Source organism: Martinezella sp. CNPSo 3732 (assembly GCF_057784515.1).
Genome location: NZ_JBXSOO010000005.1, coordinates 111,458 through 136,610, shown reverse-complemented (window position 1 = coordinate 136,610; position 25,153 = coordinate 111,458). Strand labels below are relative to the sequence as shown.

Genomic DNA, 25,153 nt, shown 5'->3' with positions numbered 1-25,153 from the left:
CACCCATGGCAGCCGGTATGATGCCGGTTGCCATGGGACCTGAAACATCCAGCGATCAGCTATCGCCGGGATAGAATTGAACCGCCGGCGTATATCACCCCGATGGGATGAGACTGCCGACAGCATCAAGAGAAGCGAACCGTCCGATGTTACGATTCCTGCTCGTGCGAATAGCCTCCGCCATTCCCGTGCTCTTCATCCTGAGCGTGGTGACCTTTGCGATCATTCAGGCCCCGCCTGGCGACTATGCTGATTACATACGCTCGCAATTGATGAACCAGGGCGGTGCATCCTTCGCCCAAGCCGATGAACAGGCGCAAATTTACCGCCGCGAACACGGGCTCGACAAGCCGCTGGTGGTTCAATACGTCAACTGGATCGGCGGCATCGTCACCAAGGGCGATTTCGGCTACAGCATGTTCTACAACAAACCCGTCGCCGATGTCGTTGGAGAGCGTCTGCCGCGGACCTTGGCTCTCGCGCTGGTTTGCCACATCTTCGCATCCGTTCTCGGTATCGGTTTCGGCATATGGGCGGCGACACGGCAATATAGCTGGATCGACAGCCTCCTGTCGGGCATTTCCTTTTTGGGCATGACGGTGCCGCGCTTCCTGATGGCGCTGATCATCGTTTATCTTCTCGTCTTCCAGCTCAACGTCTCGGAGATCGGCAGCTTCTTCTCGCCGCAATATGGCGGTGCGCCCTGGTCCTGGGCCAAGTTCGTCGATCTGGTCAGGCATGTCTGGCCTGTCGTTGCGATCGCGACATTCGGCGGCCTTGCCTACAATATGCGTGTCATGCGCGGCAATCTTCTCGATACGCTGAATGCCCAATATGTAGAGACCGCGCGGGCGAAAGGCCTTTCCGGCGGCGCGGTCGTCATGCGCCATGCAGTGCCGAACGCGCTGCACCCGCTCGTCATGTATCAGGGCGTCGTCCTGCCCTACATGCTGACGGGCGAGATAGAGACCGCCATCATCTTCACGCTGCCGACCGTCGGTCCGGCCATCGTCGGCTCGATGGCGATCGGCGACGTCTATGTGACGGCAACCTTCATGATGGTGCTTTCGGCCACCCTCATCGTCGGCAATATCATCGCGGATATGCTGCTTGCGCTGCTCGATCCGCGTGTCCGTCAACAGGGAGGAATACACTGATGCTGGCCTTCAGCAACTCCCCGCCATCGCCGGAAGAAAAGATCCAGCTCAAAAGCGGCAATGAAAGCTATATCGCGCTGGTCTGGCGGCGCCTGAAGCGCTCCTGGACGGGCATGAGCGGTCTCGTTCTCGTCATCCTGCTGCTGTTGATGGCGATCTTTGCCGAATTCGTAGCACCACTCGATCCGAAGGCGACCGATACCGGTTTTGCGCCGCCGCAGGTCATCAGTTTCCATGACAAGGACGGCAACTTCGTCTTTCTACCCCGCGTCTACGCGCTTGCCGAGACGACGGATCTCGACCCGGTCACCTTCCAGCCAATCGTCGGGCCGGACTATGACCACCCGCGCCTGCTCGGCTTCTTCGTCAAGGGTGATCCCTATTATTTGTTTGGCCTGATCCCCGGCAACCGCCATCTCTTCGGCGCGATCGACGGCGGTCCGGTGCATTTCCTCGGCACCGACAAGTTCGGGCGGGATGTGTTGTCGCGCGCCATCTATGGTTCGCGCATCTCGCTGATGATCGCCTTGACCGTGGTTTCCATCGTCACCATCGTCGGCACGACGATCGGCATGATCTCCGGTTATTTCGGTGGTGCGGTGGACGCCTGGATCCAGCGTTTCGTCGAGGTCGTACTGGCTTTCCCGCAAGTGCCGCTCTATCTGGCGCTGACCTCCCTGATCCCCGTGACTGCGCCTACGAACGTCTTCCTCGCCTTCGTCATCGTCGTGATGTCTGCGCTCGGCTGGGCACAGATGTCCCGCGAGGTGCGGGGCAAAACGCTGGCGCTGGCGCGGATCGAGTATGTTCGCGCCGCGATGGCGGTCGGAGCAACCGATTGGCGCATCATCCTGCAGCATATCCTGCCGAACGTCATGAGCCATGTCATCGTCGCGGTGACGCTCGCAATCCCGAGTGTTGTGCTGCTGGAATCCTTCCTCGGCTTCCTGGGCTTTGCCGTCAAGCCGCCGCTGATCTCATGGGGCCTGATGCTGCAGGATACGTCGACCTATTCGGTCATCGGCTCCTACCCCTGGATTCTCTCGCCCGTCGCCTTCGTTCTCGTCACCGTCTTCGCCTTCAATGCGCTCGGCGACGGCCTGCGCGACGCAATCGACCCCTATTGAGGAGAACGGAATGGCTCTCGCACTCGTCAATCCCTATGCTCCCGACACCAGGCACGATGCCGGCGAAAAGACCACCTCGCCTGTCATCGACGCCCGCAATATTGCCGTCAAATTCAAGGTCGAGGACGGCATGGTCGATGCCGTCAAGGACATCACCTTCCAGCTTTATCGCGGCGAAACCATCGCGATCGTCGGCGAATCCGGCTCGGGAAAGTCGGTGACGGCCCGCACCGTCATGGGCCTCCTGACCAAGCGTGCGGTGGTTTCAGACAAAGCCGCCGTTCACTACGACGGCAAGAACGTGCTGAAATTTTCGGAGAAGGCGCGGCGGCAGCTGCGCGGCGACCGCATCTCGATGATTTTCCAGGAGCCGATGAGCTCGCTCAACCCGATCTACACGATCGGCAGCCAGATCGTTGAGGCGATACGGGTCCATCGCAAGGTCAGCCGCCGCGACGCGGAGAAGCGGGCGCTCGACCTTTTGAAACAGGTTCAGATCCCCGATCCGGAAGCTCGGCTGAAACAATATCCGCATCAGCTCTCGGGTGGACAACGGCAACGCGTGATGATCGCCATGGCGCTCGCCAACGATCCGGATGTCCTGATCGCCGACGAGCCGACGACGGCGCTCGACGTCACGGTGCAGGCGCAGATCCTCAATCTCATCCGCGACCTGCAAAAGCAGCTCGGCATGGCGGTCATCCTGATCACCCACGACCTGACCGTCGTGCGCCAGTTCTCCGACTATGTCTATGTGATGCAGCATGGAGAGATGCGCGAACACAATAAGACCGAAGCGCTCTTTGCCAATCCGCAGCATCCCTACACGCGGCATCTGCTGACTTCGGAGCCGCGCGGGCATGCAAAACCGCTGCCGCCGAACTGTGACACGGTGCTCGAAGGCAAGTCGGTCAAGGTGGCCTTCATGCTGCGTCACGGCAGCTTCTTTAAGCCCGACATGCGTGAGCTCGTCGCCGTCGGCGGACTCGATCTCGAGCTGCGCCGCCACGAGACGCTCGGCCTTGTCGGCGAATCCGGCTCGGGCAAGACCACCTTCGGCCAGGCGCTGCTGCGGTTGATCGATACCGATGGCGGCGAGATTTTCTTCGACGGGCAACCGATCCACGATCGGTCTCGCGCCCAAATGCGGCCCCTGCGCTCGCGCATGCAGATCGTCTTTCAGGATCCGTTCTCGTCGCTCAACCCGCGCATGACCATCGGCCAGATCATTTGCGAGGGGCTGATTGTCAACAATCTCGGCGCCAACAAGACCGAGCGGCTGGAACGCGTCAAGGAGGCGCTCGTCAGCGCCGGCATGCCGGCCAATATTCTCTCGCGCTTCCCGCACGAGTTTTCCGGCGGCCAGCGCCAGCGCATAGCCATTGCCCGCGCCATCGCGCTCGAGCCGGAATTCATCCTTCTCGACGAGCCGACTTCGGCCCTCGACCTTTCCGTCCAGGCCCAGATCATCGACCTCCTGCGCAAGCTGCAGGACGAGCGGGGTCTGAGCTATCTCTTCATTTCCCACGACCTCAAGGTCGTGCGCGCCCTTTGCCATCGCGTGATCGTCATGCAGCACGGCAAGATCATGGAGGAAGGGCCGGTCGAAGAAGTCCTATCGCATCCCAAGACGGCTTACACCGAACGCCTTGTCAGAGCGGCGTTCGAGGTGGCTTCATAGCATTCAGGAGATTTTGACATGACAGGCACTCCCAAGATCACCTTCATCGGAGCCGGCTCGACCGTTTTCATGAAGAATATCATCGGCGACGTCTTGCAGCGCCCTGCCCTGGCAGGAGCCAGGATCGCGCTGATGGACATCAATCCACAGCGGCTGGACGAAAGCGCCATCGTTGCCCGCAAGCTTGCCTCGACGCTTGGCGCTCCGGCCACGGTCGAAACCTTTACCGACCAGCGCAAGGCGCTTGACGGCGCACATTTCGTCGTCGTCGCCTTCCAGATTGGCGGCTACGAGCCCTGCACGGTCACCGATTTCGAGGTTCCGAAGAAATATGGCCTGCGCCAGACGATCGCCGACACGCTCGGCGTCGGCGGCATCATGCGCGGCCTGCGCACGGTTCCGCATCTCTGGAAGATTTGCGAGGACATGCTCGCCGTCTGCCCGAATGCGATCATGCTGCAATATGTGAACCCGATGGCAATCAATACCTGGGCGATCGGCGAGAAGTACCCAACGATCAAGCAGGTCGGCCTTTGCCACTCCGTGCAGGGTACGGCGATGGAGCTGGCTCACGATCTCGACATTCCCTATGACGAGATCCGCTATCGTTCCGCCGGCATCAACCACATGGCCTTCTATCTCGAATTCGAGCACCGCCAGCCCGATGGTTCCTACCGCAATCTCTATCCGGATCTCGTGCGCGCCTATCGCGAAGGACGCGCGCCGAAGCCTGGCTGGAATCCGCGCTGCCCGAACAAGGTGCGCTATGAGATGCTGACCCGCCTCGGCTATTTCGTCACCGAAAGCTCCGAGCATTTCGCCGAATATACGCCCTACTTCATCAAGGAAGGCCGCGAGGACCTGATCGAGAAGTTTGGCATTCCGCTCGACGAGTATCCGAAGCGCTGCATCGAACAGGTGGCACGCTGGAAAAACCAGGCCGAGGAATATCGCACGGCTGAGAAGATCGAGGTCAAGCAGTCGAAGGAATATGCCTCCTCGATCATCAATTCGGTCTGGACCGGCGAGCCGTCGGTCATCTACGGCAATGTCCGCAACAATGGCTGCATTACCTCGCTGCCGTTCAATTGTGCAGCCGAAGTCGCCTGCCTGGTCGATGCCTCCGGCATCCAGCCCACCTATGTCGGCGACCTGCCGCCACAGCTGACGGCCTTGATCCGCACGAATATCAACGTGCAGGAACTGACGGTAAAGGCTCTGATGACAGAGAACCGCGAGCACATCTATCACGCCGCGATGATGGACCCGCATACGGCAGCAGAACTCGATCTCGATCAGATCTGGTCGCTCGTCGATGAGCTGTTGGCAGCCCATGGCGATTGGCTGCCGGAATGGGCGCGCGGCAATCGCAAGGTTCAGGCCGCCTGAAGCCACTCTCCCGGCTTGCGGCCCAAAGGCCTCGCGGTGTTGCCGCGGGGCCTTCCATTTTTACCGCATCGGAGAAAATGAAAATCCAAAACGCGGGCGAATATCGCTCCGATAACCCATGGCAAAGCACCTTCGCCTGAGTTAGAAAACACACGCAGTTTGGAGGAGACGAACGACATGGCGAGCTCAGATACATTCACCACCGGAACCTTTGTTGGCCGCATCTGGCGCCCGGATGTGGAAGGTCCTGCCCTCGTCACCCTTCGCGATGGCACGTTCTATGACATCACCTCGAAGGAGACGCCAACCATGCGCGACCTTCTGGAAAAAGATGATCCGGTGGCTTTCATTCGCACGCGCAAAGGCGAAGCCATCGCCAAACTCGACGATTTGCTTGCCGCCAGGGCCGACCGCTCGGCCATCCACCTTCTTGCCCCTATCGACCTACAGGCTATCAAGGCGTGCGGCGTCACCTTCGCCCGTTCGATGCTGGAGCGCGTCATCGAGGAGCGCGCAGCCGGCAATCCGGACCTTGCCGAAGCAATCCGCGGCAAGGTGACAGCGCTGATCGGCGACAGCCTGCGCAATTTGAAGGCGGGGTCGCCGGAGGCGGCCAAGGTCAAGGCAGCGCTGATCGAGGAAGGCGTCTGGTCGCAATATCTCGAAGTGGGCATCGGACCGGATGCCGAAGTCTTTTCCAAATCGCAGGTCATGTCCTCCGTCGGGCAAGGTGCGGATGTCGGCCTGCATCCGATCTCCAAGTGGAACAATCCCGAGCCGGAAATCGTGCTCGCCGTCGATAGTCAGGGCCGTGTGAAGGGCGCCACCCTCGGCAACGACGTCAACCTGCGCGATGTAGAGGGCCGGTCCGCGCTATTGCTCGGCAAGGCCAAGGACAACAACGCTTCCTGCTCGATCGGGCCTTTCATCCGTCTGTTCGACGACACATACACTCTCGACGACGTGCGTAACGCCGATCTCGACCTCAAGGTCGAAGGTGAGGACGGTTATGTGCTGCACGGCCGCTCGTCGATGAAGGAAATCAGCCGCGATCCGCTCGATCTCGTCTCTCAGACCATCGGTCGTCATCATCAGTATCCCGATGGCTTCGTGCTGTTCATGGGAACGCTTTTCGCCCCCGTCGAGGATCGCGACACGTCCGGCCAGGGCTTTACCCACAAGGTCGGTGACATCGTCACCATCTCCAACGACAAGCTGGGGGCGCTGAGGAACCGCGTGCTGCTATCAACCGAATGCCCGCCCTGGACTTTCGGGGCTTCGCATCTGATGCGCAATCTCGCCCGGCGTGGATTGATCTGAGACCCGGAGGAAATCGGGATCTCGAGCGGTTCAGCTCATCAGGTCAATCCTGACGGGTTTCCCGAATTTGCATGATGTTCCGCATTTGACGTCATGCGTGGTTCTGCGGTTGCGCTGCTATGAGTTGCGCGCTCGATGGTCTTGCGCGGCAGGAGAGGATCGTACGCTCCTGAGAACCGTTAAAGCCGACCTTTTGGATGCGATCATCACCCATGAGCTCCTCAATGAAAGCTCGTTGAAAGCTTGACTTGTTAGTTTGCGGAGCCCGGGGGGAACGGCAAACTTATCAGGAGGATAGGATGATAAGGTCGAGATTGGCAATTTCTACAACTGCGCTCGCACTGATTATGATGACGCCGGCATTCGCGTTCGATGGTTGGCACCAGCAACATGCCACCGCGATCGAAGGCAAAGGCTCAGGCTATGACTATGTTTCAGTCGATTCCGCTACACATCGGGTTTTCCTGGGCCATCGTAAGGAAGGTTTGCAGGTCTTCGATCCTACTGCCGACAAGGTCATCAAGGTGATCGATAAGACAGCGATCGATAGTTCAGATGGTGCCGTGCTCATCCCCGAATTCGATCTCGGCATTTCCAATAATGAGGATGGCACGATCACGCCGTTCAAGCTTTCGACGCTGGAGGCCCAGGCTCCGATCAAGGTCGGCGAGGATCTCGACACCAGTCATTATGATGCCGTCAGCAAACATCTGGTGCTCAATATGGGTGCCGGGCAGGACGGCACCGAGCTGATTATGCTGGACGTCCCTTCACTGAAGGAAGTTGGTCGCCTGAAGGTGCCAAGCAAAAAGGTCGAAGGTGCCGATAGCGACGGCAAATCCGCCTTTTTCCTCGCCGCACAAGATCTCGATAAAGTGTACAAGATCGACACTAAGGCCGGAAAGATCGTCGCGACCTACGACACGGCCCCGGCTTGCGGTCGTCCAACCGCCGTGACGGTCAATACCGTTGACGAACGCGTCTACATCAGTTGCCGCGGGCACGATACCATCAAGCCCTCTTTCACCGTACTTGATGGGAATAGCGGCAAGGTCGTTTACAGCGCTGAGATCGGGGGAGGAACCGACAGTATCGTCTACGATGGTGACCTAAAGCGTATCTTCACTGCAAACGGCGTGAGCGCCAATCTCAACGTCTTCGAGGTCGATGGCCCCGACAGTTACAAGCCGCTGGAAACACTCGGCACCCGTGCCGGCGTTCGCACAATGGCGATGGATCGTCAAACCAAGGCGATCTATGCCATCACGGCCGAGGGCAGCGCCGACGCCTCCAAGAAAATCCTGACGACAGTCTCTCCCTTCTATGCCAACACGTTCTTCCCCAATACGTTCACCGTACTGACTTACGGAAAATAGCGAAAAGCATGATCGCGACGTCGGCCTTGCTATTCAGCCGGGGCCGACGTCGTGATGCCAAAGTCAGGCAAATCAGTATCAACCTTGCCGTCAGAGCCGACGAAGGCGGCAGAGAAAACCTCCTTCGCGAAAAAAGACGACGCACCGCAGCACCTCCCTCCGATTGGCTTGATTGGATCGCGCTGCCTGTCTTGAGCTTCTTCATTGCCGGCAAGATCGTTAACGACTAAGCGCCAGACCCGAGCGACGCCAGTCTCTCCGACAGTTGCGCAGCATCGATAGAAGCAAGATTGCCGCCGGTGAAAAACGGATCGTCTGAAACGTCGCGTCCAATCCAGTGAGGCAATGTATGCGCTTCGAGCAAGGCGACGGACTCCGCCTCGATCTCGCATAGAACCAAGCCGGCAAGCTGGCCTTCGAAAATATCGAGGCAAAGCGCGGACGGGGCAATATTGTACCGCCTCTTCCGAATGCTTTTGCCGTTCAGCGCTGAAAGAAGATCATATTCCTGCGATGTCAGGTAGATATTGACGATTGCCAGGGGATTGGCGCTCGGGCCGGGGTATTTTTTGCAGAGCTTGTAGTGCTCGTTTCCATCCTCGCAGGTGATCTTGCGAAGGCGCAGCCTGGTGTCGTCGAGATAAAGATCTTCGATCAGCCGGAATGCCATTCCGGGAAGATCCGGAATGTCGCTGAGAAGAAATCGGCGTTCATATTCAGGCCGCGCATATTTCGGAATTGGGTTCGCCATATTGAAATGGGACGCCCGCCTCTCAAAAGTCTGGGCACTTGCCCCCTCAATCTCAGTGGGTGGACATCGACTGCGGCTGGTTGAGGCGGCTACGGACGGCGGTCAGTTCCGAGGTCGTGTGGTTGAGGCGATCTGCCAGCACGCGCATGATCTCGACGGCCATCTCCGGAAAATCGCTGAGCAGCTTCAGGAAATGCTCCTTGCTGATCTTCAAGGCCTCCAGCCTCGAAGTCGCTTTTACCGTGGCTGTACGAGAGACATCGCAGAGGATGGCGATCTCGCCAACGATGGAATTGAGGTCGACTTCAGCAACCTTGATCTCGCCGGCTGGGCTATCGACGAGAATATCAGCGGTTCCTGAAAGAACAACATAGGCTGCATCACCTTGATCGCCCTGATGAAACAGGGTTTGGCCAGCATTGTAGCTGACCCGATCGGATGTAAACGCCAAAAGTTTCAATTTTGCAGGTGCAATGCGCGAAAAAATCGGCACCCGCTTCAGCATTTCAACTTCGTCCTTCAGAAGCATGAGCTTCAATACCCCCAGTGTTCGGCCCCAGACGCCACTGTCGAGATAGGATATTACGATAACAGTTCTTTGAACATACCGTTTTTCTCTAAAAGATCGGTGGTAGAGCCGTTTTCGACGAGGCTGCCGTGATCGAAAACCATGACACGGTCGAACAATTCGGCAAAACTGGGGTTGGAGAGAACCCAGATGATCGCCGGTGCATAATCCCCGCTATGGAGTTCGCCGAGAATGGCCCTCGCGATCTGATCCTGGACGCGATGGTCGAGCGCCGGCAGCGGCCGATTGCAGATGATGTAATCGGCACGTTTCAGAAGGGCGCGACCAAGATTGAGTTTCTGGCGTTGCACATTGGTCAGGCGTTTGCCGCCCGAGCCGACGTCGAAATCCAGCCCGATCGACAGAACTGCATCATGCATGCCGAGACGCCCGAACACATCATACATGATCTGGTGGATGCGTTCCGGTGCATTCGCCTGCTGATGCGCGATGCGGCCGAATAGCACGTTGTCCATCAAGGTGGCGGACGCGGTGAAACGCTCCGGATCATAGCGCTCGATGACCTTGGCAAGATCAGCCGGGATATTCTCGTAGAATTTCGCGCGGGCCTGCACGATCTTTTCCATGAGCACCTGCGTCAGAAGACCGAAGCGGTGACGCGGTTCGATATAGGAGAAGCTCAGCCGGATGATGGCCGCACGCTCATCGTCGGTAGCCGCCTCATAGCCCTTGCCGTTCAGCTTCTGCAGCAGCGCCTCATAGGTCGGGATATCTTCCGCCGTCATGAAGGTCAGCTGCTGGAAGAACGGGTGGTCCGGCGGCAGGTCCGTGAAGAGTTCGACCGCGTTTTCGGCGATCTCCAGGCCCATATCGTATAAATCGGATACCAGACCCGTCTCGGCGAATATCTGCCGGAAATAGGGATGAGCCGCTAGCTTGCGATTGGTCATCTGCGGCCGCTTCAGCGTACCGAAAAGCAGATTTTCACCAACCGTCGCTTGCGGATTGTAGGCATCGAACTCGAAGGGAACTACGAGATCCTCGAGCTTTTCCTCCTCAAGCCGCGAGCGCAATGCCTGCCGCAGTTCGACAATGCGCGACGTCAGATCCTGGTGTGCAGTGGCATCGACATTCGAGCGCAGGGCCATGTCGAAAATATCCTGCGACATGGCGACGGCGTCGAGAACCGGCCGGATTGCGGAATAGATATCATCCGGCCCCGTTGCGCCGGCAGCGGCGTAATCCACCCAGTCGCTATTGAGATCGAATTCGGGATTGGCCGCCCGCCGTGCCTCGGCCATGCTCCATTTGACCTTTACTGCCTCATCCTCGCTGTAGACGGGGCCAACGAGCGGCGCGTGCTTGAGGCCATAGAGGAGATTGCTGCGCAAAGTGCCGTGAAAGAAGAATGTTTCGGAGGAGGCGTAGGCGATGCGTCGCCCGATGAGGGATTCCGGCAGTTCCAGAATATCGTGGCCGTCGATCGAAATACGGCCGCTGTCCGGCCAGGTCAGGCGCCCGAACGCCTCTGCGAGATATTCGCCGCCTGCACCGCTGTCGCCGACGATCGCCACCCGTTCACCCGGATGAATTTCAACCGAAACATGGTCCAGCACGCGCGCGCCGCTGTCGTCGACGATCGTCAGATTGGTTGCGACGAGAGAATGGGTTATGCGGGCCGCGGGCGCGGGCGAAACCGCCTGGATTTTCGGATCGATCAGGTGATCGACGCTGAACTGCTCGACCACCTGATTGTATTTTACCTGGACGTCCTGACGCGACTGGTCCCAGTCAATCAGCTCCTTCAACGGGCCGGGCAGATCCTTATAGGCGTTGATGACGGCGACGAGCTGACCGATGTCCAGGCGGCCCTGCAACGCCAGGAAGCCGCCGATCAGGTAGAACAGGAAGGGCGTGACCTGAGCCAGGAAGTTATTGATGAATTTCACCATGAACTTCCACTGGTAGAGATCGTAGCGGATCGAGAAGATCAATCCGAGCCGGTGGGCAATGTCGGCGCGCTCCAGGTTCGTCGTATCGTTGGCATGGATGGTGCCGATGCCATCGACGATTTCGCCGACGCGGCCGGAAAGTTCGCGCGCCGTCAGCTGCCGCTGGCGCCCGAGTTCCAGGAGCCGCTTGCGCATGCGGGGAATGACGATCGCCTGCACGGCGACGATGGCGGCGGCAATCATGCCGAGCCAGAAATTCTGCATGATGATGAAGACGAGCGCCGTTACCGCCTGGCCGCCGAGAAGGGCGGGCTGCACGAAGGCATCGCCCGTGAAGCCGCCCATCGGCTCCACCTCGTCCTTGATCATGGTGGCGATTTCAGCGGGCTTGACCCGCTTGAAATGCGCCGGCGGAAACCGCAATACCCGGTCGATCAGCTCGAAGCGGATACGGCGAAGCATGCGCTCGCCGAGCCGTCCCTTGTAGGTGTTGATATAGAGTTTGAAGAGGCCGTTGAGCACGACGAGCGCCAGAAACACCATGCTCAGCGCAACGAGCATCGACATGCGCGTCAGCTGCACGCCTTGAAAAATCTCGACATGGCCGATGAGTGGCACATTGAAGGCGATGTGCATGAAGGTCTGCGTATCGCCAGGATGTTCGAAACCCTTGCCCTGGATGGGCCCGTTGACGATCTGCTTCGGTAAGTCGAAGGAGAGGAAGTACGGGATCATCGAGGCCGCGACGACGAGCAGTATCCAGATCTGCTCCAGCCGGGTATTCGACCAAATGTAGCGCGCTAGGCTTTTTTCCATTGCTTACTGCAGGCTTTCAAATTCAACGCCCAGCGCCAGCGCGATGCCGGCACCGATGTTGCAGAGATGCGGGAAGGTTTCGTTACTGATACGTGGCCCCATATGTGAAAAGGGACTCCGCCCGGTCTTTCGTCCACGCTCCTCCCGATTCATCGAATTTTCGATTTATATCACAAGATTGCGGGAATCCAGGAGGATAAAACGACAGGATGTCTCCGATATCGGCCGTACACGTCGCTACCTGATCTCACGCAGAATGGCCGATGTTCTGGCGGCGCCGCCAAGATCGATATCCGGGTTGCCTGGCTTGGGTCGGGACAGCGCTGTCCTCACGGCCTCGACTAACATATCCGCCGTCAATCCCGCTTCCGGCAAGGCCAATGCCAGCCCCAATCTCTCCAGCCGCTCGGCTCGGACGGATTGCTCCGTCTCACCGCCGGCGGTGAAAGGAACCAGAATGGCGCGGCAGCCGGCCACCAGAAGATCGCCGACCGTATTATAGCCGGCCTGCGAAATCGAAAGCTCGGCGCCACGCAAAAGGGAGGGAAAGTCCTTGCGGAAGCGAACGAACTCGACATTGCCAGGTGCGGCGCCAGCGAGATCGGCGTAATCCTGCTCCGGCAGGTTCGGCCCGGCGATCAGCAGCCAGCGGCGATCGGTGGCCACGCGGCTTGCCGCTTCCAACGAGGCGCGGATGAGGTCGCGCCCGACAGCACCGCCGCCGGCCGAAACGACGATGTCGAAGATTTCGACCGGTTCCGGCGGCAAAGCGGGTGCGACAAGACCCGTATAGACGATCTTGTCGGCGATCGCCTCGGTCAGGGGAAAGGTCTCTTCCAGTCGGACGAAATGCGGATCGCCATGGACGAGCACGCGATCGAAATGATCGCGAAGCAGGCCGACCGTCTCTTCGTCGCGCCCCGGTTTCTTCTGCTGCTGCAGAATGTCCCGCACGGAGGTGTAGAGCCTCGGCTTCGGGTCAGATTTGGCAATGGCGTCGAGCAGCGGCAGGAGCTCGAAACGCATCTGCCTGCGGCCGAAGGGAAAGGCCTCGATGATGACGACATCGGGTGCAGCCTGCCGGAACGCCTCCAGCAGCAGATCCCTCCGGCGGGACAGAAACTCTTCGCCGACCGGGTTGCTTGACTGATCGGCGAGGCCGGAAAAGCCGGCGCTGCTCGCAACCACGGCCGGCAATGTCACCGAGGTCACATCAGCGCCGGGAAATCCGTTGACCGGCACGCCGCCGGTGACCATCGTCACCTGGCAGCCGTCTTTCGCCAACGCGCTGGCAATGCGGCTCGCCCGCGCCAGATGGCCGATGCCAAGGAGATGCTGAACGTAGAAAAAGACCCGCAAGGGTAGGCTATGCGAGGTTGTCATGCGGATTTCCGCCATTGATCTTCTCTCTGCCATTGCTCCTCGAACAGCCCTGTCAGTTGCCGGATGCTGGCGTGATAGTCGAAATGCTCGCGCACCCGCCTTTCGGCCGCTTCGCCCAGCCTGTGACGCAGCGCCGGGTTACGAATGGCGGATTCCAGCGCCACGGCAAGCGCCTGCGGATCCTCCGGAGGAACGACGAGACCGTTCGCACCATCTTCGAGGAGTTCGGGAACGCCGGAGACATTGGTGGAGATACAGACGAGACGCTGGCTAGAGGCCTCCACGAGCACGTTCGGCAGTCCATCACGATCACCGTCAGCGGCCACCCGGCAAGCAAGCGCGAAGATATCGGCCTGGCGATAGTGGGCAAGCACGTCTTCCTGTGCCAGCGCACCCTTCCAGGTGATGCGGTCGGCAATGCCAAGCGTATCGGCCAATGCCTTGAGTTTCGCCAGGCCATCGCCGCCGCCAATGTGAGTAAAGCGCCAGTTGAGATCGCCGGGGAGCAATGCCAGCGCCTTCAGCAGCACGTCGTATCCCTTCTTCTCCACCGCACGTCCAACGCTGAGGATAAAAGCGGGATCGGAAGCGTCCCTGCCATCGCGGCTGGAATGTTCGCCGATGAAGGAGCCGAAGCGATCGAGATCCAGACCGTGATAGCTCAGATGGACCTTGTCGTCCGCTCCGACCAGATCGCGCATGTGCTCGAAACCGGTGCGCGTGCAGGTCACGGTCCAGCGGGCGCGGCCGAGTTTTTCCGAGAGCTCCCAGTCCGGCGACGTCCAGATATCCTTGGCATGGGCTGAACAAGTCCAGGGAATACCGGTCATGATGCTGGCATAGGACGTTACCGAGGCCGGCGTGTGGATGAAATGCGCATGCAGCCATTCACTGCCATCGGGCCATTCATGCGCAAGCACCAAGGCCTGACCGAAGCGCCGCACGCGGTTCGGCGTAATATCCCGTTTCAGATCGCTCCAGAACTGCTTCAGGAGCGGCTTGAACCCGGGCTTGCCGACACCGGCAAAGAGGGCGCGAAGCACCCTCAACGGTTCGTTATGCAGATATTCGGGCAGATAGACGACGCGCGCCTTGATCTCGTCATGGACGGGATGACGCTTCTTGTCCGTGGGCTTGCGCATCGAAATCAACGTCAGCTCGAAGCCAGCCCTCTCCAGGCCGAGCAGCTCCTGCGCGATGAAGGTTTCCGACAGGCGGGGATAGCCTTTCAGGACCACCAGTATTTTCTTCCGCATCGACCGGTTCCGGTAATCTACTCGGCAACGATCGATAGCGGCGTATAGCGCTCGCGGTCATCGAACCATTCGCCGACAGTGCGCGAAATATGCACAAGCCCTTCCAGACGCATGTTGCTGTTGCTCGCCGAAGGTGGTGCCCGGTTCGGCAGGCGCTTCAGGGCAGCGGCAAGCTGCTTCGGATCGACCGATTCTTCCGGCAGCAGCATGTCGACGAGGCCGAGCTCACTTGCCCGCTGTGCACGGATGAGCTGCTCCTCGCGCGGCCGCGTGCGCGGAATGATCAGCGCCGGCTTGTCGAAGGACAGGATCTCGCAATAGGTATTATAGCCGCCCATTGCGACGACAGCCTTGGCGCCGGCGATCAGCTCTTCCATCTTGTTGTCGAACTCGATGACCTGCAGACAGTCGATCTTGCTGGCGCGCTCCAAAAGCTGGCCGCGTTCCTTGGCGGGCATATAGGGGCCGAGCACGATCAGCGTCTTCTGCGTGAGGGAGCTGTCCCCCTCGAAAGCGGCAATGACATCGCTGACGAGATCGGCGCCGTCGCCACCGCCGCCTGTTGTCACCAGGATATAATCCTCGTCAGGCACATGTTCCGATTTCGTGCCCAGGGTGGAAACGCTGCGCTGCAGGAAGCCGACGAACTCCATCTTTCGGCGCACACCGGAGGGGACATCGAGGCCGACGAGCGGATCGTGAAAATCCGGCGGGCCATAGACCCAGACGCGATCGTAGAATTGATCGATCTTCTGGAGGACGTTGTTCTTTTTCCATTCGGCTTCCAGCAGGTGCGGCGCATCCATCACGTCGCGCATGCCGAGTACGAGCGTGGTGCCGCGCGCCTTCAGATAGGTCAGCGTCTCCTCGACCTCGCCTTTTAGCCCCATCGGCTCCTTGTCGACGATGAAAACGTCGGGCTGGAAGGTTTCGGCCGTATGGCGAATGATCGACTGCCGCATCTTCAGCGTTTCCTGCAGCGCGACATGGCTCGCCATAGACGTGTATTCGCCGTCGCGCAGCTTGATGACGCTCGGCACTTTGACGAAATCGACACGAGCACGATAATCGAATGCCCCTGCGATCGTCGCGCCGGAAATGATCAGCACGTTCAAACCGCGATAGTCCTCGACAAGCGCATGGGCAATCGTTCTGCACCGCCTCAGATGGCCGAGACCGAACGTGTCATGGCTATACATGAGGATTCGAGCATCTTCTAAGCGCCGCTTCATAGGCAAAAACCTCTGGGGGTGAAAGTTATACACGGTCTGTCGACAAAGGACATCCGCGGGCCGCTTCTCGAATTGCAATCCTGTCTTCGCCGTTCATCCTGCTATTTGTAGGGATCGGCGGCATCGCGCAAGCCGTCTCCTAAAAAGTTGAACGCCAGAATGATCAAAATCACCGGGATCATAGGGAAAAGGAGCCATGGATAGAAGGCAATGACGCTGACGCTCCTTGCCTCGGTCAGCAAAATGCCCCAACTCGTGATTGGCGGGCGAAGCCCCAATCCGAGGAAGCTGAGCGCGGTTTCGCCGAGAATCATGCTCGGAACGGAGATCGTTGCCGACGCAATGAGATGCGACATGAAGCCGGGAACGAGATGACGGCCGATGATACGCGGCGTGCTGGCGCCCATCAATTGAGCCGCGAGAACATAGTCCTCCTCCCGCAGCGACAAAAGTTTCGAGCGCACGGCGCGCGCCAGACCGGTCCAGTCGAGAATGCCGAGAATGATGGTGATGCCGAAATAGACGATGATCGGGCTCCAGCTCACGGGCATGATCGCGGCCAGCGCCATCCACAGTGGCAAGCTCGGCAGCGATTGCAGCACCTCGATCACGCGCTGGACGAGGAGATCGAAGAGGCCGCCGTGATAGCCCGCTAGACCGCCGATGACGATGCCGAGCACGAAGCTGACCGAAATGCCGATCAGCCCGATGGTCAGGGATATGCGTGCGCCATAGATGATGCGCGACAGCACGTCGCGGCCCAAACGGTCCGTCCCAAGCAGGTACATTTGTCCGCCGACCGCAGGACAGACCAGATGGACGTTCGAATCCACCAGCCCCCAGAAGCGATAGGCGTCGCCGCGACAGAAGAAGCGGATCGGCTGTACATCCGAGCGATTATCGATATAGACCCGGCGCAGCGTATCGATATCGAGCGTCATCTTGCGGCCGTACACGAACGGTCCGACGAACTCTCCATTGTTGAAGAAGTGCACCGCCTGCGGCGGCGAATGGATGTAATCGACATTGCGGGTATGCAGCCCGTAGGGGGCGAGAAACTCGGCAATCACGATCATGCCATAGGCCAGCAGCAGGAAAATGCCTGATGCAAGCGCGAGCTTGTGCTTCTTGAACTTCCACCACATCAGCTTCTTCTGAGAAGCCATGTAATAGCGCTGCTGGCCGGCCGACATGGCTTCGAACTGATCCGGATCGAAATCCGCGTTCGAGACGTAATGCTCCAGGGGAGCCCCGGGTTTTGGCAGGGATACGCTCACTTTGTGCTCCTGCCTTGCAAGCGGATGCGGGGATCGAGAAAGCCGAGCGCGATATCCGAGATCAACACGCCGATAACATTGAGGAAGGCGAGAAACATCAGAAATGAACCGGCAAGATACATGTCCTGGCTTTGCAGGGCCCGGATCAACATCGGGCCGGTCGTCTCCAGCGACAGCACGATTGCCGTGATCTCGGCGCCCGAAATGATCGACGGCAGGATGGAGCCGATATCGGCCACGAAGAAGTTCAGCGCCATGCGCAGCGGATATTTCACCAGAGCCCTCAGGGGATGCAGCCCCTTGGCTCGTGCGGTGATGACATATTGCTTCTGCATCTCGTCGAGGAGATTGGCGCGAAGGCGGCGGATCATGCCCGCCGTCCCTGCCGTGCCGACGATGATGACCGGAATCCACAGATGCGACAGGATCGAGCGCGCCTTCTCCCAGCTCATCGGCTGCGAGAGATATTGCTGATCCATCAGATGGCCGATCGACACGCCGAACCAGACATTGGCGAAATACATCAGGATCAGCGCCAGCATAAAATTCGGAATGGCGATACCGAGCAGACCAAGGAAAGTCAGGCCGTAATCGCCCCAGCTATATTGATGAGTCGCCGAATAGATGCCGATCGGAAAAGCGATCAGCCAGGTCAAGAGGATTGTTGTCATCGACACGAGGATTGTCAGCCAGAGCCGGTCGCCGACGACATCCGATACCGGCAGCTGATATTCGAAGGAATAGCCGAAATCGCCATGCAGCATGCCGCCGGCCCAATGCAGGTATTGGAGCGGCAATGGCTGGTCGAGCCCGTATTCGTGGCGAAGATTCTCCATATCCTGGAGATTGGCGGTGTCGCCTTGAGCACGCAGTTCGGCGATCTGGCTATCGAAGAAATCTCCGGGCGGTAACTGGATGATGGTGAAGACCAACATGGAGATGATGACCAAGGTCGGGATCATCACGGCGGTACGCCAGAGGATATATTTAAGCATTCCGGCGTTCCTCCTTCATCCAGAAGGTGTCCGGCATGTACACGCCGAGCAGGCAGGTCGGGTCGAAGCCGTAAAGCGCCTTTTCCGGCACATTCTGCATGCGGGCCGAATGCACGATCGGCTGCAAGGTGGCGTTGACCAGGCCGATGGAGAACACTTGATCCGTATAAATCTTTAGCATCTTGTGCCAGATTTCGGCACGTTCGAAGGAGGAGGCAGCTTCTTCCCATTCGCCCAGCAGCTTGACCAACTCGACTGCTTCCGGCACATCGGGAGCCACCCCTTGCGTCTGGCGCGAGAGATAGTACATGCCCCAAAGCGGCCACTGCATCTGGTCGTTGGCTGTCGGCGCCAATTCGCCCGGATTCATGTCGGCCGTCGCCACGCCATTGTCGAGGCCGAACCACATTGACATCAGAATGCGCCCGCTCATAGCGCGACTGCGGAAAACGTCACGTTGGGACACGCGAATGAAAAGCGCGATGCCGATTTTGCGCCAGTGATCGGTCACCAATTCGAGCACGTCGGAATCGAGCGTGCTTTCGCCCGGGGTTTCAACGGTAATCTCCATTCGCCGGCCATCCGACAGCAAACGGATGCCGTCTTCATCTCGTTTGTCCAGGCCGGCAGCGTTTAAAAGAGCATTGGCCTGATCCGGATCGTGCTCGATCCAGGCAGAGGCATATTCGGGTTTGAAAAGCGGGCTGTCGGGTAACATCGTGTTGGCGCTTGCCGTACCGAGGCCGTAGAAGACCGCCATATTGATCTCGTGACGATCGATCGCAAGCGACAGCGCTCTGCGCACCCGAACATCGCGTAAGAGATCGCGCCAGACTGGATCGGCGCTATTCAGATTGGGGTACAGGGCAACGCGTGACCCGCGCGCCGCCTTCCAGAGATCGACCTTGATCTTGCTTGGATCGCGCCTTTCCGCTTCCTTAAGGAACGTATAGTCATTGAAGTCTATGCCGGTCGCCTGTAGATCGCTTTCCCCCGCACCAGTTTTGGCGGCGATGATCGCCGAAGAACTGATGTTCAGGATCATGCGATCGATATAGGGCAGCTGCCGCCCGTTCTCGTCAACGCGATGGAAATAGGGGTTGCGTTCAAATACGAATTGCTCGGCCGGCGGCGCTGTCGTGTTTTTCCATGGATCGAGTACCGGCAGATTGGGATTTTCAGGCCGGTAGGAGCGGCCCATCTTGATATGCAGATCCTGCCATTTCTTCACCCGGTTTTCCTTCATCAGCGAGGAAAGACGAATGCTGTCCTGGTATTTCTTGTGGAACTGCTTAAGATAATGCGCCGGCCCGGCGATGACGAGCGGCTGGGGCGCGGCCAGGATCGGCAGGAAATTCGGGTTGGGATCATCCCAGGAATAGCGCACCGTCAAGTCGTCGATCAGCTCGAAACGCGGCAGGCTACCGTGCGGGCGGAGTTCCAGCGCGCCTCCTCCGGGCGTTAGCTCTTTGTTGAGGATGACGTCTTCCCACCAGTAACGAAAATCATGGGCCGTAAACGGCTGCCCGTCGGACCATTTATGGCCCTCGCGCAGCTTGAAGGTGTACACCATATCGTTGACGGCGGAAAAGGACTCGAGAATATCCGGCTGAAGCGTCAGCGTGCTGTCATAACCAACCAGGCGAGCATAGCCATAGATGGTCATGAGGCGGATATCGTTCTGGCTGCCGATGAGCGTGCGCACGGAGCCGCCATAACGGCCCGGCATGCGCCCCATGGCCGCGACATTGACGACGCGGGGGAATTTCGGCAAACGTTTGGCGAGATGCGGCATCTGGCCGGCCCTCAGCCAATCGGCGAAATATTCCGGCTCGTTGTCGACATCGGCCGCGAGGACGGGCTGGGGCAGAACGGTAGAGGCCAAAAGGCCGAGAAAGCTGCGCCGATTGATCATTTGCGCAGCTCCTGGGCACCGAGACCCCGGCGGGCACGCACGAAATGTCCCCCGCCCAGATCGGCATAGGCCAGATCTCCGTCCGCTCCCTCGGAGAATTGCGGCCCCCATTTCTGCTTGGCTGCGGCGCCTTCGCTGCCCAGGGCTGAGAAATCCAGCGGCCGGTCCAGATCGGGGAATGGCACCGCCGAAAGCAGTGAGCGCGTATAGGGATGAACGGGATCGCGCAGGATGATCTCGCGCGGCGCGATTTCGACGATGCGTCCGCGCGCCATCACGGCAATCCGATCGGCCATATAGTCGACCACCGCGAGATTGTGCGAAATGAACAGATAGGTCAGGCCGAGTTCTTTCTGCAGATCCTTGAGGAGGTTCAGGATCTGCGCCTGGACGGACACGTCGAGCGCCGAGACGGGCTCGTCGAGGATCAGAAGCTTGGGGCCTAGCGCCAAGGCGCGTGCAATTCCGATGCGCTGGCGCTGGCCGCCGGAGAAGCTGTGCGGATAGCGGCTCAGATAGTGCTTGTCGAGCCCGATCGCCTGCATCAGCGCCGTGACTTTCTGCTTGCGCTCGTCACTGTCGCCACGCCCATGGATTTCGAGGGGTTCGCTCAGGATGTTGCGGATGGTCATGCGCGGAGAAAGCGAAGAGACCGGGTCCTGGAAAACCATTTGGATCTTCGTGCGCAGATCCATCAATTCATCGCCCTTGACGGCAAGCACATCGATCTTGCCGCTGCCGTCATCGAAGGTGACGGAACCGCTGTCGGCAGTGACACCCCGCATCAGGATCTTGCTTACGGTGGTCTTGCCGCAGCCGCTTTCCCCGACTAGGCCGAGACATTCGCCACGGCGAATATCGAAACTGACATCATCGACCGCGCGGAACTTCGTGCCATCCCGTCGCCCGAACAGCCCGCCCGCCTTCGAGGTATAGGTCTTGGTCAGATTGCGCACGCTGAGCAGGACATCGGGCGCCGTACCCGCAGCCGGCACACCGTTGCCGATAAGCTTCTTCTTGCTGGAGAAAGTGCCGAGATTGACCGGGACATCCCGCAAGGACTTCAATCGTTCTCCCGGCTTCATGTCGAAATGCGGCACCGCCGACATCAGCGCCTTCAGATAGCGATGCTGGGGCTGACGAAAGATCGTCTCGACCGGACCTGCTTCCATGATCTCGCCATGATAGATGACCACGACCTCGTCGGCCATGTTCGCAACGACGCCGAGATCATGAGTGATCAGCAGCATCGCCATGTTGAATGTCTGTTGAAGATTGCGCAGCAGGCCGAGGATCTGCGCCTGGATGGTGACATCCAATGCCGTCGTCGGCTCGTCGGCAATCAGCAGCGCCGGATTGCAGATCAGCGCCATGGCGATCATCGCGCGCTGGCGCATGCCCCCGGAAAGCTCGAAGGGATACATGTCGAAAGTGCGAACCGGGTCCTGAAAGCCGACGAGATTCAGCATCTCTTCCGTTTTTTCGCGCTGCTCGGCTCTGCTGGTGCCGGCGCTGTGAATGCGAAGCGCTTCACTGATCTGATTGCCGACCGTATGCAGCGGCGACAGCGAGGTCATCGGCTCCTGGAAGATCTTTGCCATCCGCGCGCCACGCAGCCCGCGGATGGCGACGCCGTCGCGCGGCAACTGGAGGATATCGGTCGTCTGACCGTTGAGCGGATCGGTAAACAGAATCCGGCCGGTCGCCTTCGCCGCCGTTGGGAGGATGCCCATGATCGATTGGCTGATGATCGACTTGCCGGAGCCGGATTCGCCGACGAGCGCCGTAACCTTGCCTGGAAGCACTCTCAAGCCGGCATTCTTGACGACGCGCAGACTATCCCCGTAAAGGGAGAATGAGACGTCGAGGTTCTCAATACGCAGTAGATCAGTCCCTGACGCCATACATATTATTTCCCGCTCACATGACCTTTGTGGCCTTATACGGCACACTAACGTAGGCCATAACGGGTGTCTAGCTGGTCAAAGCAATGCGGCGACTGTAAAAAAACCGTCGTCTTTCCAGTGATATATCGGCTTATGCTGAAGCGGGCCGCATCAGCGGTTACGGAGTCAGGTTTTCAACTTGAAAACGGTTCTCGAACTTCTTGGCATCCCTGTGCAAGAGAATGACCTGCTCGGCCTCGGAGAGGCTGTCCGGTGCCGTTTCCTGAAAGATCTCGAGCGCGCCATTGGCTGGCGTCGCGGCTTTCGGGGAAACGACGGTGAAGCGCTGGCGCACGCCGCGCAGCTTTTCCTCTCCCAACGTCCCCCATTCGCAATCGGTGTAGCTTGAGAAAGCCTGGCTTGCGACGACTTCGGTTGCATATTTCTTGGTCAGCGACTGTAGGCGCTCGACCTCGTTGACCGCCGCGCCGAAGGCGGAAAACGTCAAGCGGTCCCTCAAGCCGACATTGCCGAACATGACGTTGCCGACATGCAGGCCGATCCCGTAGCGCACTTCGCTCAAATTGCGCGACTGGCGATCGCTGTTGAGCGCCGTGACACGGCGTTGCGCCTCGAAAACGGCCGAAAGTGCAGCTTCGCAAGCCACCTTTGACGGGTCCTTATGCCGCCCGCATGGATAGACAGCGAGAAATCCGTCGCCAAGGAAGCTCAGGATTTCGCCGCCATTACGATTGAACGGCGCTGCGATCGCGTCGAAGAACTCGTTCAGTGTATCGATATAGGCTTGGCGCCCTTCCTTTTCGGCATAAACCGTGGATTGCCGCATATCGCCCATGACGAGGGCCGCGCGGATCGTCTCGCCGTCGCCGCGGCGAATCTGGCCGTTCAGCACACGCTTTCCGGCATCGCCGCCGAGATAGGTAGTCAGCATATTGTTGGCGAGCTTGCCGAGCACCGCCATCTTGGCGGCCATGGCCAGATGGTTCTGCATGCGCATCAACGCGCCGATCATCTCTTCGCTGAAACCGCCGACGCTGTCGGTCGACCAGGAGCCCATCATCCCCTGCACAGAACCCGCGCCGAAAGTCTGCACGAAGGCCATATAGTCGGTGACCTTCTCCTTGCGCAGATCCTCGAAAATCGGAAATTCGACAGCACCGTCGACATCGATGCGGCGACGCAGGTGCTGAAGATTGTTGGAGAGAAGATAATAGTAGGGGCTCTGCACAAAGCGTTCCGGCTTCTCGTTGCCATGCCGGTAGCCCTCGATCATCAGACCGCCGGCGCGCCGCCAGGTAAAGCCGAGCGCATCATAGAGCGGGTGAAGCATGGAAAAGGTCAAATGCACGCGCTTGAGCGGCATCCCCGTCGCAGCCATGCGTTCGCAGAAGCCACGAACGATGGTCTCCAGGTTTTCGCCTGTGAGCGCCGCCTGTGTCAGCCATTCCGCTACTTTATCAAGAAGAAGATCAGAAACACTCGAATGAATAGTCATTGTCCCCGCGGCCTATCTTGCAATGCCCGATGTCTCGCCGGCCATGGAGCACTGGCTTCTTCGCCGACTTCCACCCCCGGAATTTCCGGCCTATCGTTCCAGGCTGGATGAAACAATCATTAACGGCACCAGCGCGTTCCCTTGCTACCCATGGATTGCGCGGACACCAGAAAAATCGGATGCATCTCTCACGCCCCCGCACCAGAAATGCAGCAAAACGGCAGCCGTCGCAATCGGCGACTCTCGTTTTGTTCTCTTTCAGATAAGGCGCATATTCAGCTGAAACAATGGGCTAAACCGAAATGGGTCGATAAAAATCGCGACTGAAACCCATGGCCAGCTGCGTGGGACAATCGAAGATCACTCGCCCGCGGCAAGCTCGGGCGGCCTCTTTTCCCGCAGCGCCATCGCCGCCATCGCATAACCCCCGCTCGCCCCATCGATGAAATGCATGTGATCGCGCATGAGCGGGGTCGGCACGAAACAGGTCATCAACGCGCTATCCTGGCGATGCAGACCAAAACGGCAGACACCCTCCGCCTCGGCCTGGCGCAAGCGCGCCTCGATGCGCTCAAGATGCGTGGCGTCGACATCGATCGTCATTTTCAGGCCATCGTCGAACTTGCGAAAATCGGAATTCGCCGCAAGATCACGCCGGTAGATCTTGGCATCGAAAGTTGCGGTCCTCACCCCGAACTTGTCGAGAACCCAGACAAGGACGATCTGAGCATCAATGGCAAGCTTGCGCCACCAGCGATTGGCCGGGGCGGCCAAAGCCCGCGCCTCGATATCCGCGCCACCGAAGCTCAATGCCGGCGTGGGGCCTTCGACCGGGACGGGATGGCTGTCGCGGCTCTGCTCCGCAGATATGGCAATGATATCGGCGACCAGTTGCTGAAATTTCGGACCGCTTCCAGCGTCGCCGGGAATGGCAATAATCGAGACGATCTCGCCATTCTGCGCCTTGATTGGATTCCAGCGGCACGAAAGGCCCGTCAGATCGGGTTCCACTCTTGCCGGCATCGCCTCGACGATGAAGCGGCCCGCCTTCATCTGCAGCTCCGCCCAACTCGTGCCGCCGCCGGCAAACATGGCATAGGAGACATAATCGCTCGGACTGAAGCGGGCGACCCGCACGTCGAACCCCTCGCCACGAATGGCGCCCATCGGCACCAAAGCCGTGCGCAGATCGAGCTGCAGTTCCTCCATCACCCAGCCCCGTACAGCCGCAAGAGCTTGTCGTGCTCGTTCCGCGCCGGAAGGCGGGACGGCGACCACTGCACCATCCCCACCGAAGGCAAAGGGGTAGTCGCCTCGGCCCAAGGCGTTGAGCACGGCGGAAATCACGCTGGCGCCCGCCATATTGACCGATTTGTAGTGTCCGGCGGCAATCGCCTTCGTCGAGCTGACGATGTCGGCGACGGCAATCAGCCAGTCATCCGGGAGAGGCTGGTAATTGGCGCTGTCGGTCACACCTTCGAAACGCGTGAAACCCGCAAGCTTATGGAAGAAATCATCATTGGATGGCTCGGCCATGATGTCCCCCTTCATTGAGCGCCGCGACAATCTATCCCTACAGCAAATGCGTTGAAAAG

Annotated in this window: 19 protein-coding genes; 7 read left to right on the top strand and 12 right to left on the bottom strand. The window is 59.2% G+C overall.

What is annotated here, in order from left to right; all coding sequences use genetic code 11:
- Positions 1-146: 146 nt before the first annotated feature.
- From AC13RM_RS13150 to AC13RM_RS13120, 7 genes are all read left to right on the top strand, one after another.
- Complete coding sequence (locus AC13RM_RS13150; protein ID WP_113228359.1) at positions 147-1,157, top strand: ABC transporter permease; 1,011 nt, start codon at positions 147-149, stop codon at positions 1,155-1,157.
- Entirely contained in the window at positions 1,157-2,284 is a 1,128-nt protein-coding gene (locus AC13RM_RS13145; RefSeq protein WP_285171569.1) for an ABC transporter permease, read from the top strand. Before AC13RM_RS13150 ends, AC13RM_RS13145 begins: the two co-directional genes overlap by 1 nt.
- 10 nt (positions 2,285-2,294) lie before the next feature.
- Entirely contained in the window at positions 2,295-3,965 is a 1,671-nt protein-coding gene (locus AC13RM_RS13140) for an ABC transporter ATP-binding protein (RefSeq protein ID WP_113228361.1), read from the top strand.
- A gap of 18 nt (positions 3,966-3,983) precedes the next feature.
- Complete coding sequence (gene melA, locus AC13RM_RS13135) at positions 3,984-5,354, top strand: alpha-glucosidase/alpha-galactosidase (RefSeq protein ID WP_132719288.1); 1,371 nt, start codon at positions 3,984-3,986, stop codon at positions 5,352-5,354.
- Positions 5,355-5,531: 177 nt separating this feature from the next.
- Positions 5,532-6,674, top strand: a complete 1,143-nt coding sequence (locus AC13RM_RS13130; protein WP_440479745.1) for a fumarylacetoacetate hydrolase family protein — start codon at positions 5,532-5,534, stop codon at positions 6,672-6,674.
- Positions 6,675-6,988: 314 nt separating this feature from the next.
- The gene (locus AC13RM_RS13125; RefSeq protein WP_440479746.1) at positions 6,989-8,050 is read left to right on the top strand and encodes a hypothetical protein; all 1,062 of its coding nucleotides are present in this window, start codon (positions 6,989-6,991) and stop codon (positions 8,048-8,050) included.
- An 8-nt stretch (positions 8,051-8,058) separates the two neighbouring features.
- Positions 8,059-8,280 carry a hypothetical protein gene (locus tag AC13RM_RS13120; RefSeq protein WP_440479747.1) on the top strand — a complete coding sequence of 74 codons (222 nt, stop codon included), beginning with the start codon at positions 8,059-8,061 and terminating at the stop codon, positions 8,278-8,280.
- On the opposite strand, the gene AC13RM_RS13115 is transcribed toward AC13RM_RS13120, so the two are convergent.
- The 12 genes from AC13RM_RS13115 to AC13RM_RS13060 all read right to left on the bottom strand — a co-directional run bounded on the left by AC13RM_RS13115 (position 8,277) and on the right by AC13RM_RS13060 (position 25,094).
- Positions 8,277-8,720, bottom strand: coding sequence for a CYTH domain-containing protein (locus AC13RM_RS13115; RefSeq protein ID WP_285174251.1), 444 nt, complete (start codon positions 8,718-8,720; stop codon positions 8,277-8,279). The genes AC13RM_RS13120 and AC13RM_RS13115 overlap by 4 nt on opposite strands.
- A gap of 133 nt (positions 8,721-8,853) precedes the next feature.
- Complete coding sequence (locus AC13RM_RS13110) at positions 8,854-9,330, bottom strand: cyclic nucleotide-binding domain-containing protein (protein WP_015343447.1); 477 nt, start codon at positions 9,328-9,330, stop codon at positions 8,854-8,856.
- 53 nt (positions 9,331-9,383) lie between these two features.
- Complete coding sequence (locus tag AC13RM_RS13105) at positions 9,384-12,098, bottom strand: ABC transporter transmembrane domain-containing protein (RefSeq protein ID WP_440479748.1); 2,715 nt, start codon at positions 12,096-12,098, stop codon at positions 9,384-9,386.
- Between the two features lie 237 nt (positions 12,099-12,335).
- Positions 12,336-13,481, bottom strand: a complete 1,146-nt coding sequence (locus AC13RM_RS13100; RefSeq protein WP_488555163.1) for a glycosyltransferase family protein — start codon at positions 13,479-13,481, stop codon at positions 12,336-12,338.
- Positions 13,478-14,737 (bottom strand): glycosyltransferase family 4 protein, encoded by a 1,260-nt coding sequence (locus AC13RM_RS13095; RefSeq protein WP_374821348.1) that lies wholly within the window; start codon positions 14,735-14,737, stop codon positions 13,478-13,480. Before AC13RM_RS13095 ends, AC13RM_RS13100 begins: the two co-directional genes overlap by 4 nt.
- A 17-nt stretch (positions 14,738-14,754) precedes the next feature.
- Positions 14,755-15,969 (bottom strand): glycosyltransferase family protein, encoded by a 1,215-nt coding sequence (locus tag AC13RM_RS13090; protein WP_374821345.1) that lies wholly within the window; start codon positions 15,967-15,969, stop codon positions 14,755-14,757.
- A gap of 101 nt (positions 15,970-16,070) precedes the next feature.
- Positions 16,071-17,246 (bottom strand): ABC transporter permease, encoded by a 1,176-nt coding sequence (locus AC13RM_RS13085; RefSeq protein ID WP_285174253.1) that lies wholly within the window; start codon positions 17,244-17,246, stop codon positions 16,071-16,073.
- Complete coding sequence (locus tag AC13RM_RS13080) at positions 17,243-18,241, bottom strand: ABC transporter permease (RefSeq protein WP_113228371.1); 999 nt, start codon at positions 18,239-18,241, stop codon at positions 17,243-17,245. The genes AC13RM_RS13085 and AC13RM_RS13080 overlap by 4 nt, the downstream gene beginning before the upstream one ends.
- Positions 18,234-20,156: an ABC transporter substrate-binding protein gene (locus AC13RM_RS13075; protein ID WP_374821341.1), complete on the bottom strand. Its 1,923-nt coding sequence runs from the start codon at positions 20,154-20,156 to the stop codon at positions 18,234-18,236. The genes AC13RM_RS13080 and AC13RM_RS13075 overlap by 8 nt, the downstream gene beginning before the upstream one ends.
- Positions 20,153-22,060 carry an ABC transporter ATP-binding protein gene (locus AC13RM_RS13070; protein ID WP_113228373.1) on the bottom strand — a complete coding sequence of 636 codons (1,908 nt, stop codon included), beginning with the start codon at positions 22,058-22,060 and terminating at the stop codon, positions 20,153-20,155. Before AC13RM_RS13070 ends, AC13RM_RS13075 begins: the two co-directional genes overlap by 4 nt.
- A gap of 160 nt (positions 22,061-22,220) precedes the next feature.
- The gene (locus AC13RM_RS13065) at positions 22,221-23,558 is read right to left on the bottom strand and encodes an adenylate/guanylate cyclase domain-containing protein (RefSeq protein WP_113228374.1); all 1,338 of its coding nucleotides are present in this window, start codon (positions 23,556-23,558) and stop codon (positions 22,221-22,223) included.
- A 360-nt stretch (positions 23,559-23,918) separates the two neighbouring features.
- Positions 23,919-25,094, bottom strand: a complete 1,176-nt coding sequence (locus AC13RM_RS13060) for a DUF3095 domain-containing protein (RefSeq protein WP_440478868.1) — start codon at positions 25,092-25,094, stop codon at positions 23,919-23,921.
- Between the last annotated feature and the right edge of the window lie 59 nt (positions 25,095-25,153).

What these genes read in the sequence shown, in the direction of transcription:
- AC13RM_RS13150 (WP_113228359.1), top strand. Translation starts at nt 147, where the DNA reads ATGTTACGATTCCTGCTCGTGCGAATAGCCTCCGCCATTCCCGTGCTC.
- AC13RM_RS13145 (WP_285171569.1), top strand. Translation starts at nt 1,157, where the DNA reads ATGCTGGCCTTCAGCAACTCCCCGCCATCGCCGGAAGAAAAGATCCAG.
- AC13RM_RS13140 (WP_113228361.1), top strand. Translation starts at nt 2,295, where the DNA reads ATGGCTCTCGCACTCGTCAATCCCTATGCTCCCGACACCAGGCACGAT.
- melA (WP_132719288.1), top strand. Translation starts at nt 3,984, where the DNA reads ATGACAGGCACTCCCAAGATCACCTTCATCGGAGCCGGCTCGACCGTT.
- AC13RM_RS13130 (WP_440479745.1), top strand. Translation starts at nt 5,532, where the DNA reads ATGGCGAGCTCAGATACATTCACCACCGGAACCTTTGTTGGCCGCATC.
- AC13RM_RS13120 (WP_440479747.1), top strand. Translation starts at nt 8,059, where the DNA reads ATGATCGCGACGTCGGCCTTGCTATTCAGCCGGGGCCGACGTCGTGAT.
- AC13RM_RS13115 (WP_285174251.1), bottom strand. Translation starts at nt 8,720, where the DNA reads ATGGCATTCCGGCTGATCGAAGATCTTTATCTCGACGACACCAGGCTG.
- AC13RM_RS13110 (WP_015343447.1), bottom strand. Translation starts at nt 9,330, where the DNA reads ATGCTTCTGAAGGACGAAGTTGAAATGCTGAAGCGGGTGCCGATTTTT.
- AC13RM_RS13105 (WP_440479748.1), bottom strand. Translation starts at nt 12,098, where the DNA reads ATGGAAAAAAGCCTAGCGCGCTACATTTGGTCGAATACCCGGCTGGAG.
- AC13RM_RS13100 (WP_488555163.1), bottom strand. Translation starts at nt 13,481, where the DNA reads ATGACAACCTCGCATAGCCTACCCTTGCGGGTCTTTTTCTACGTTCAG.
- AC13RM_RS13095 (WP_374821348.1), bottom strand. Translation starts at nt 14,737, where the DNA reads ATGCGGAAGAAAATACTGGTGGTCCTGAAAGGCTATCCCCGCCTGTCG.
- AC13RM_RS13090 (WP_374821345.1), bottom strand. Translation starts at nt 15,969, where the DNA reads ATGAAGCGGCGCTTAGAAGATGCTCGAATCCTCATGTATAGCCATGAC.
- AC13RM_RS13080 (WP_113228371.1), bottom strand. Translation starts at nt 18,241, where the DNA reads ATGCTTAAATATATCCTCTGGCGTACCGCCGTGATGATCCCGACCTTG.
- AC13RM_RS13075 (WP_374821341.1), bottom strand. Translation starts at nt 20,156, where the DNA reads ATGATCAATCGGCGCAGCTTTCTCGGCCTTTTGGCCTCTACCGTTCTG.
- AC13RM_RS13070 (WP_113228373.1), bottom strand. Translation starts at nt 22,060, where the DNA reads ATGGCGTCAGGGACTGATCTACTGCGTATTGAGAACCTCGACGTCTCA.
- AC13RM_RS13065 (WP_113228374.1), bottom strand. Translation starts at nt 23,558, where the DNA reads ATGACTATTCATTCGAGTGTTTCTGATCTTCTTCTTGATAAAGTAGCG.
- AC13RM_RS13060 (WP_440478868.1), bottom strand. Translation starts at nt 25,094, where the DNA reads ATGGCCGAGCCATCCAATGATGATTTCTTCCATAAGCTTGCGGGTTTC.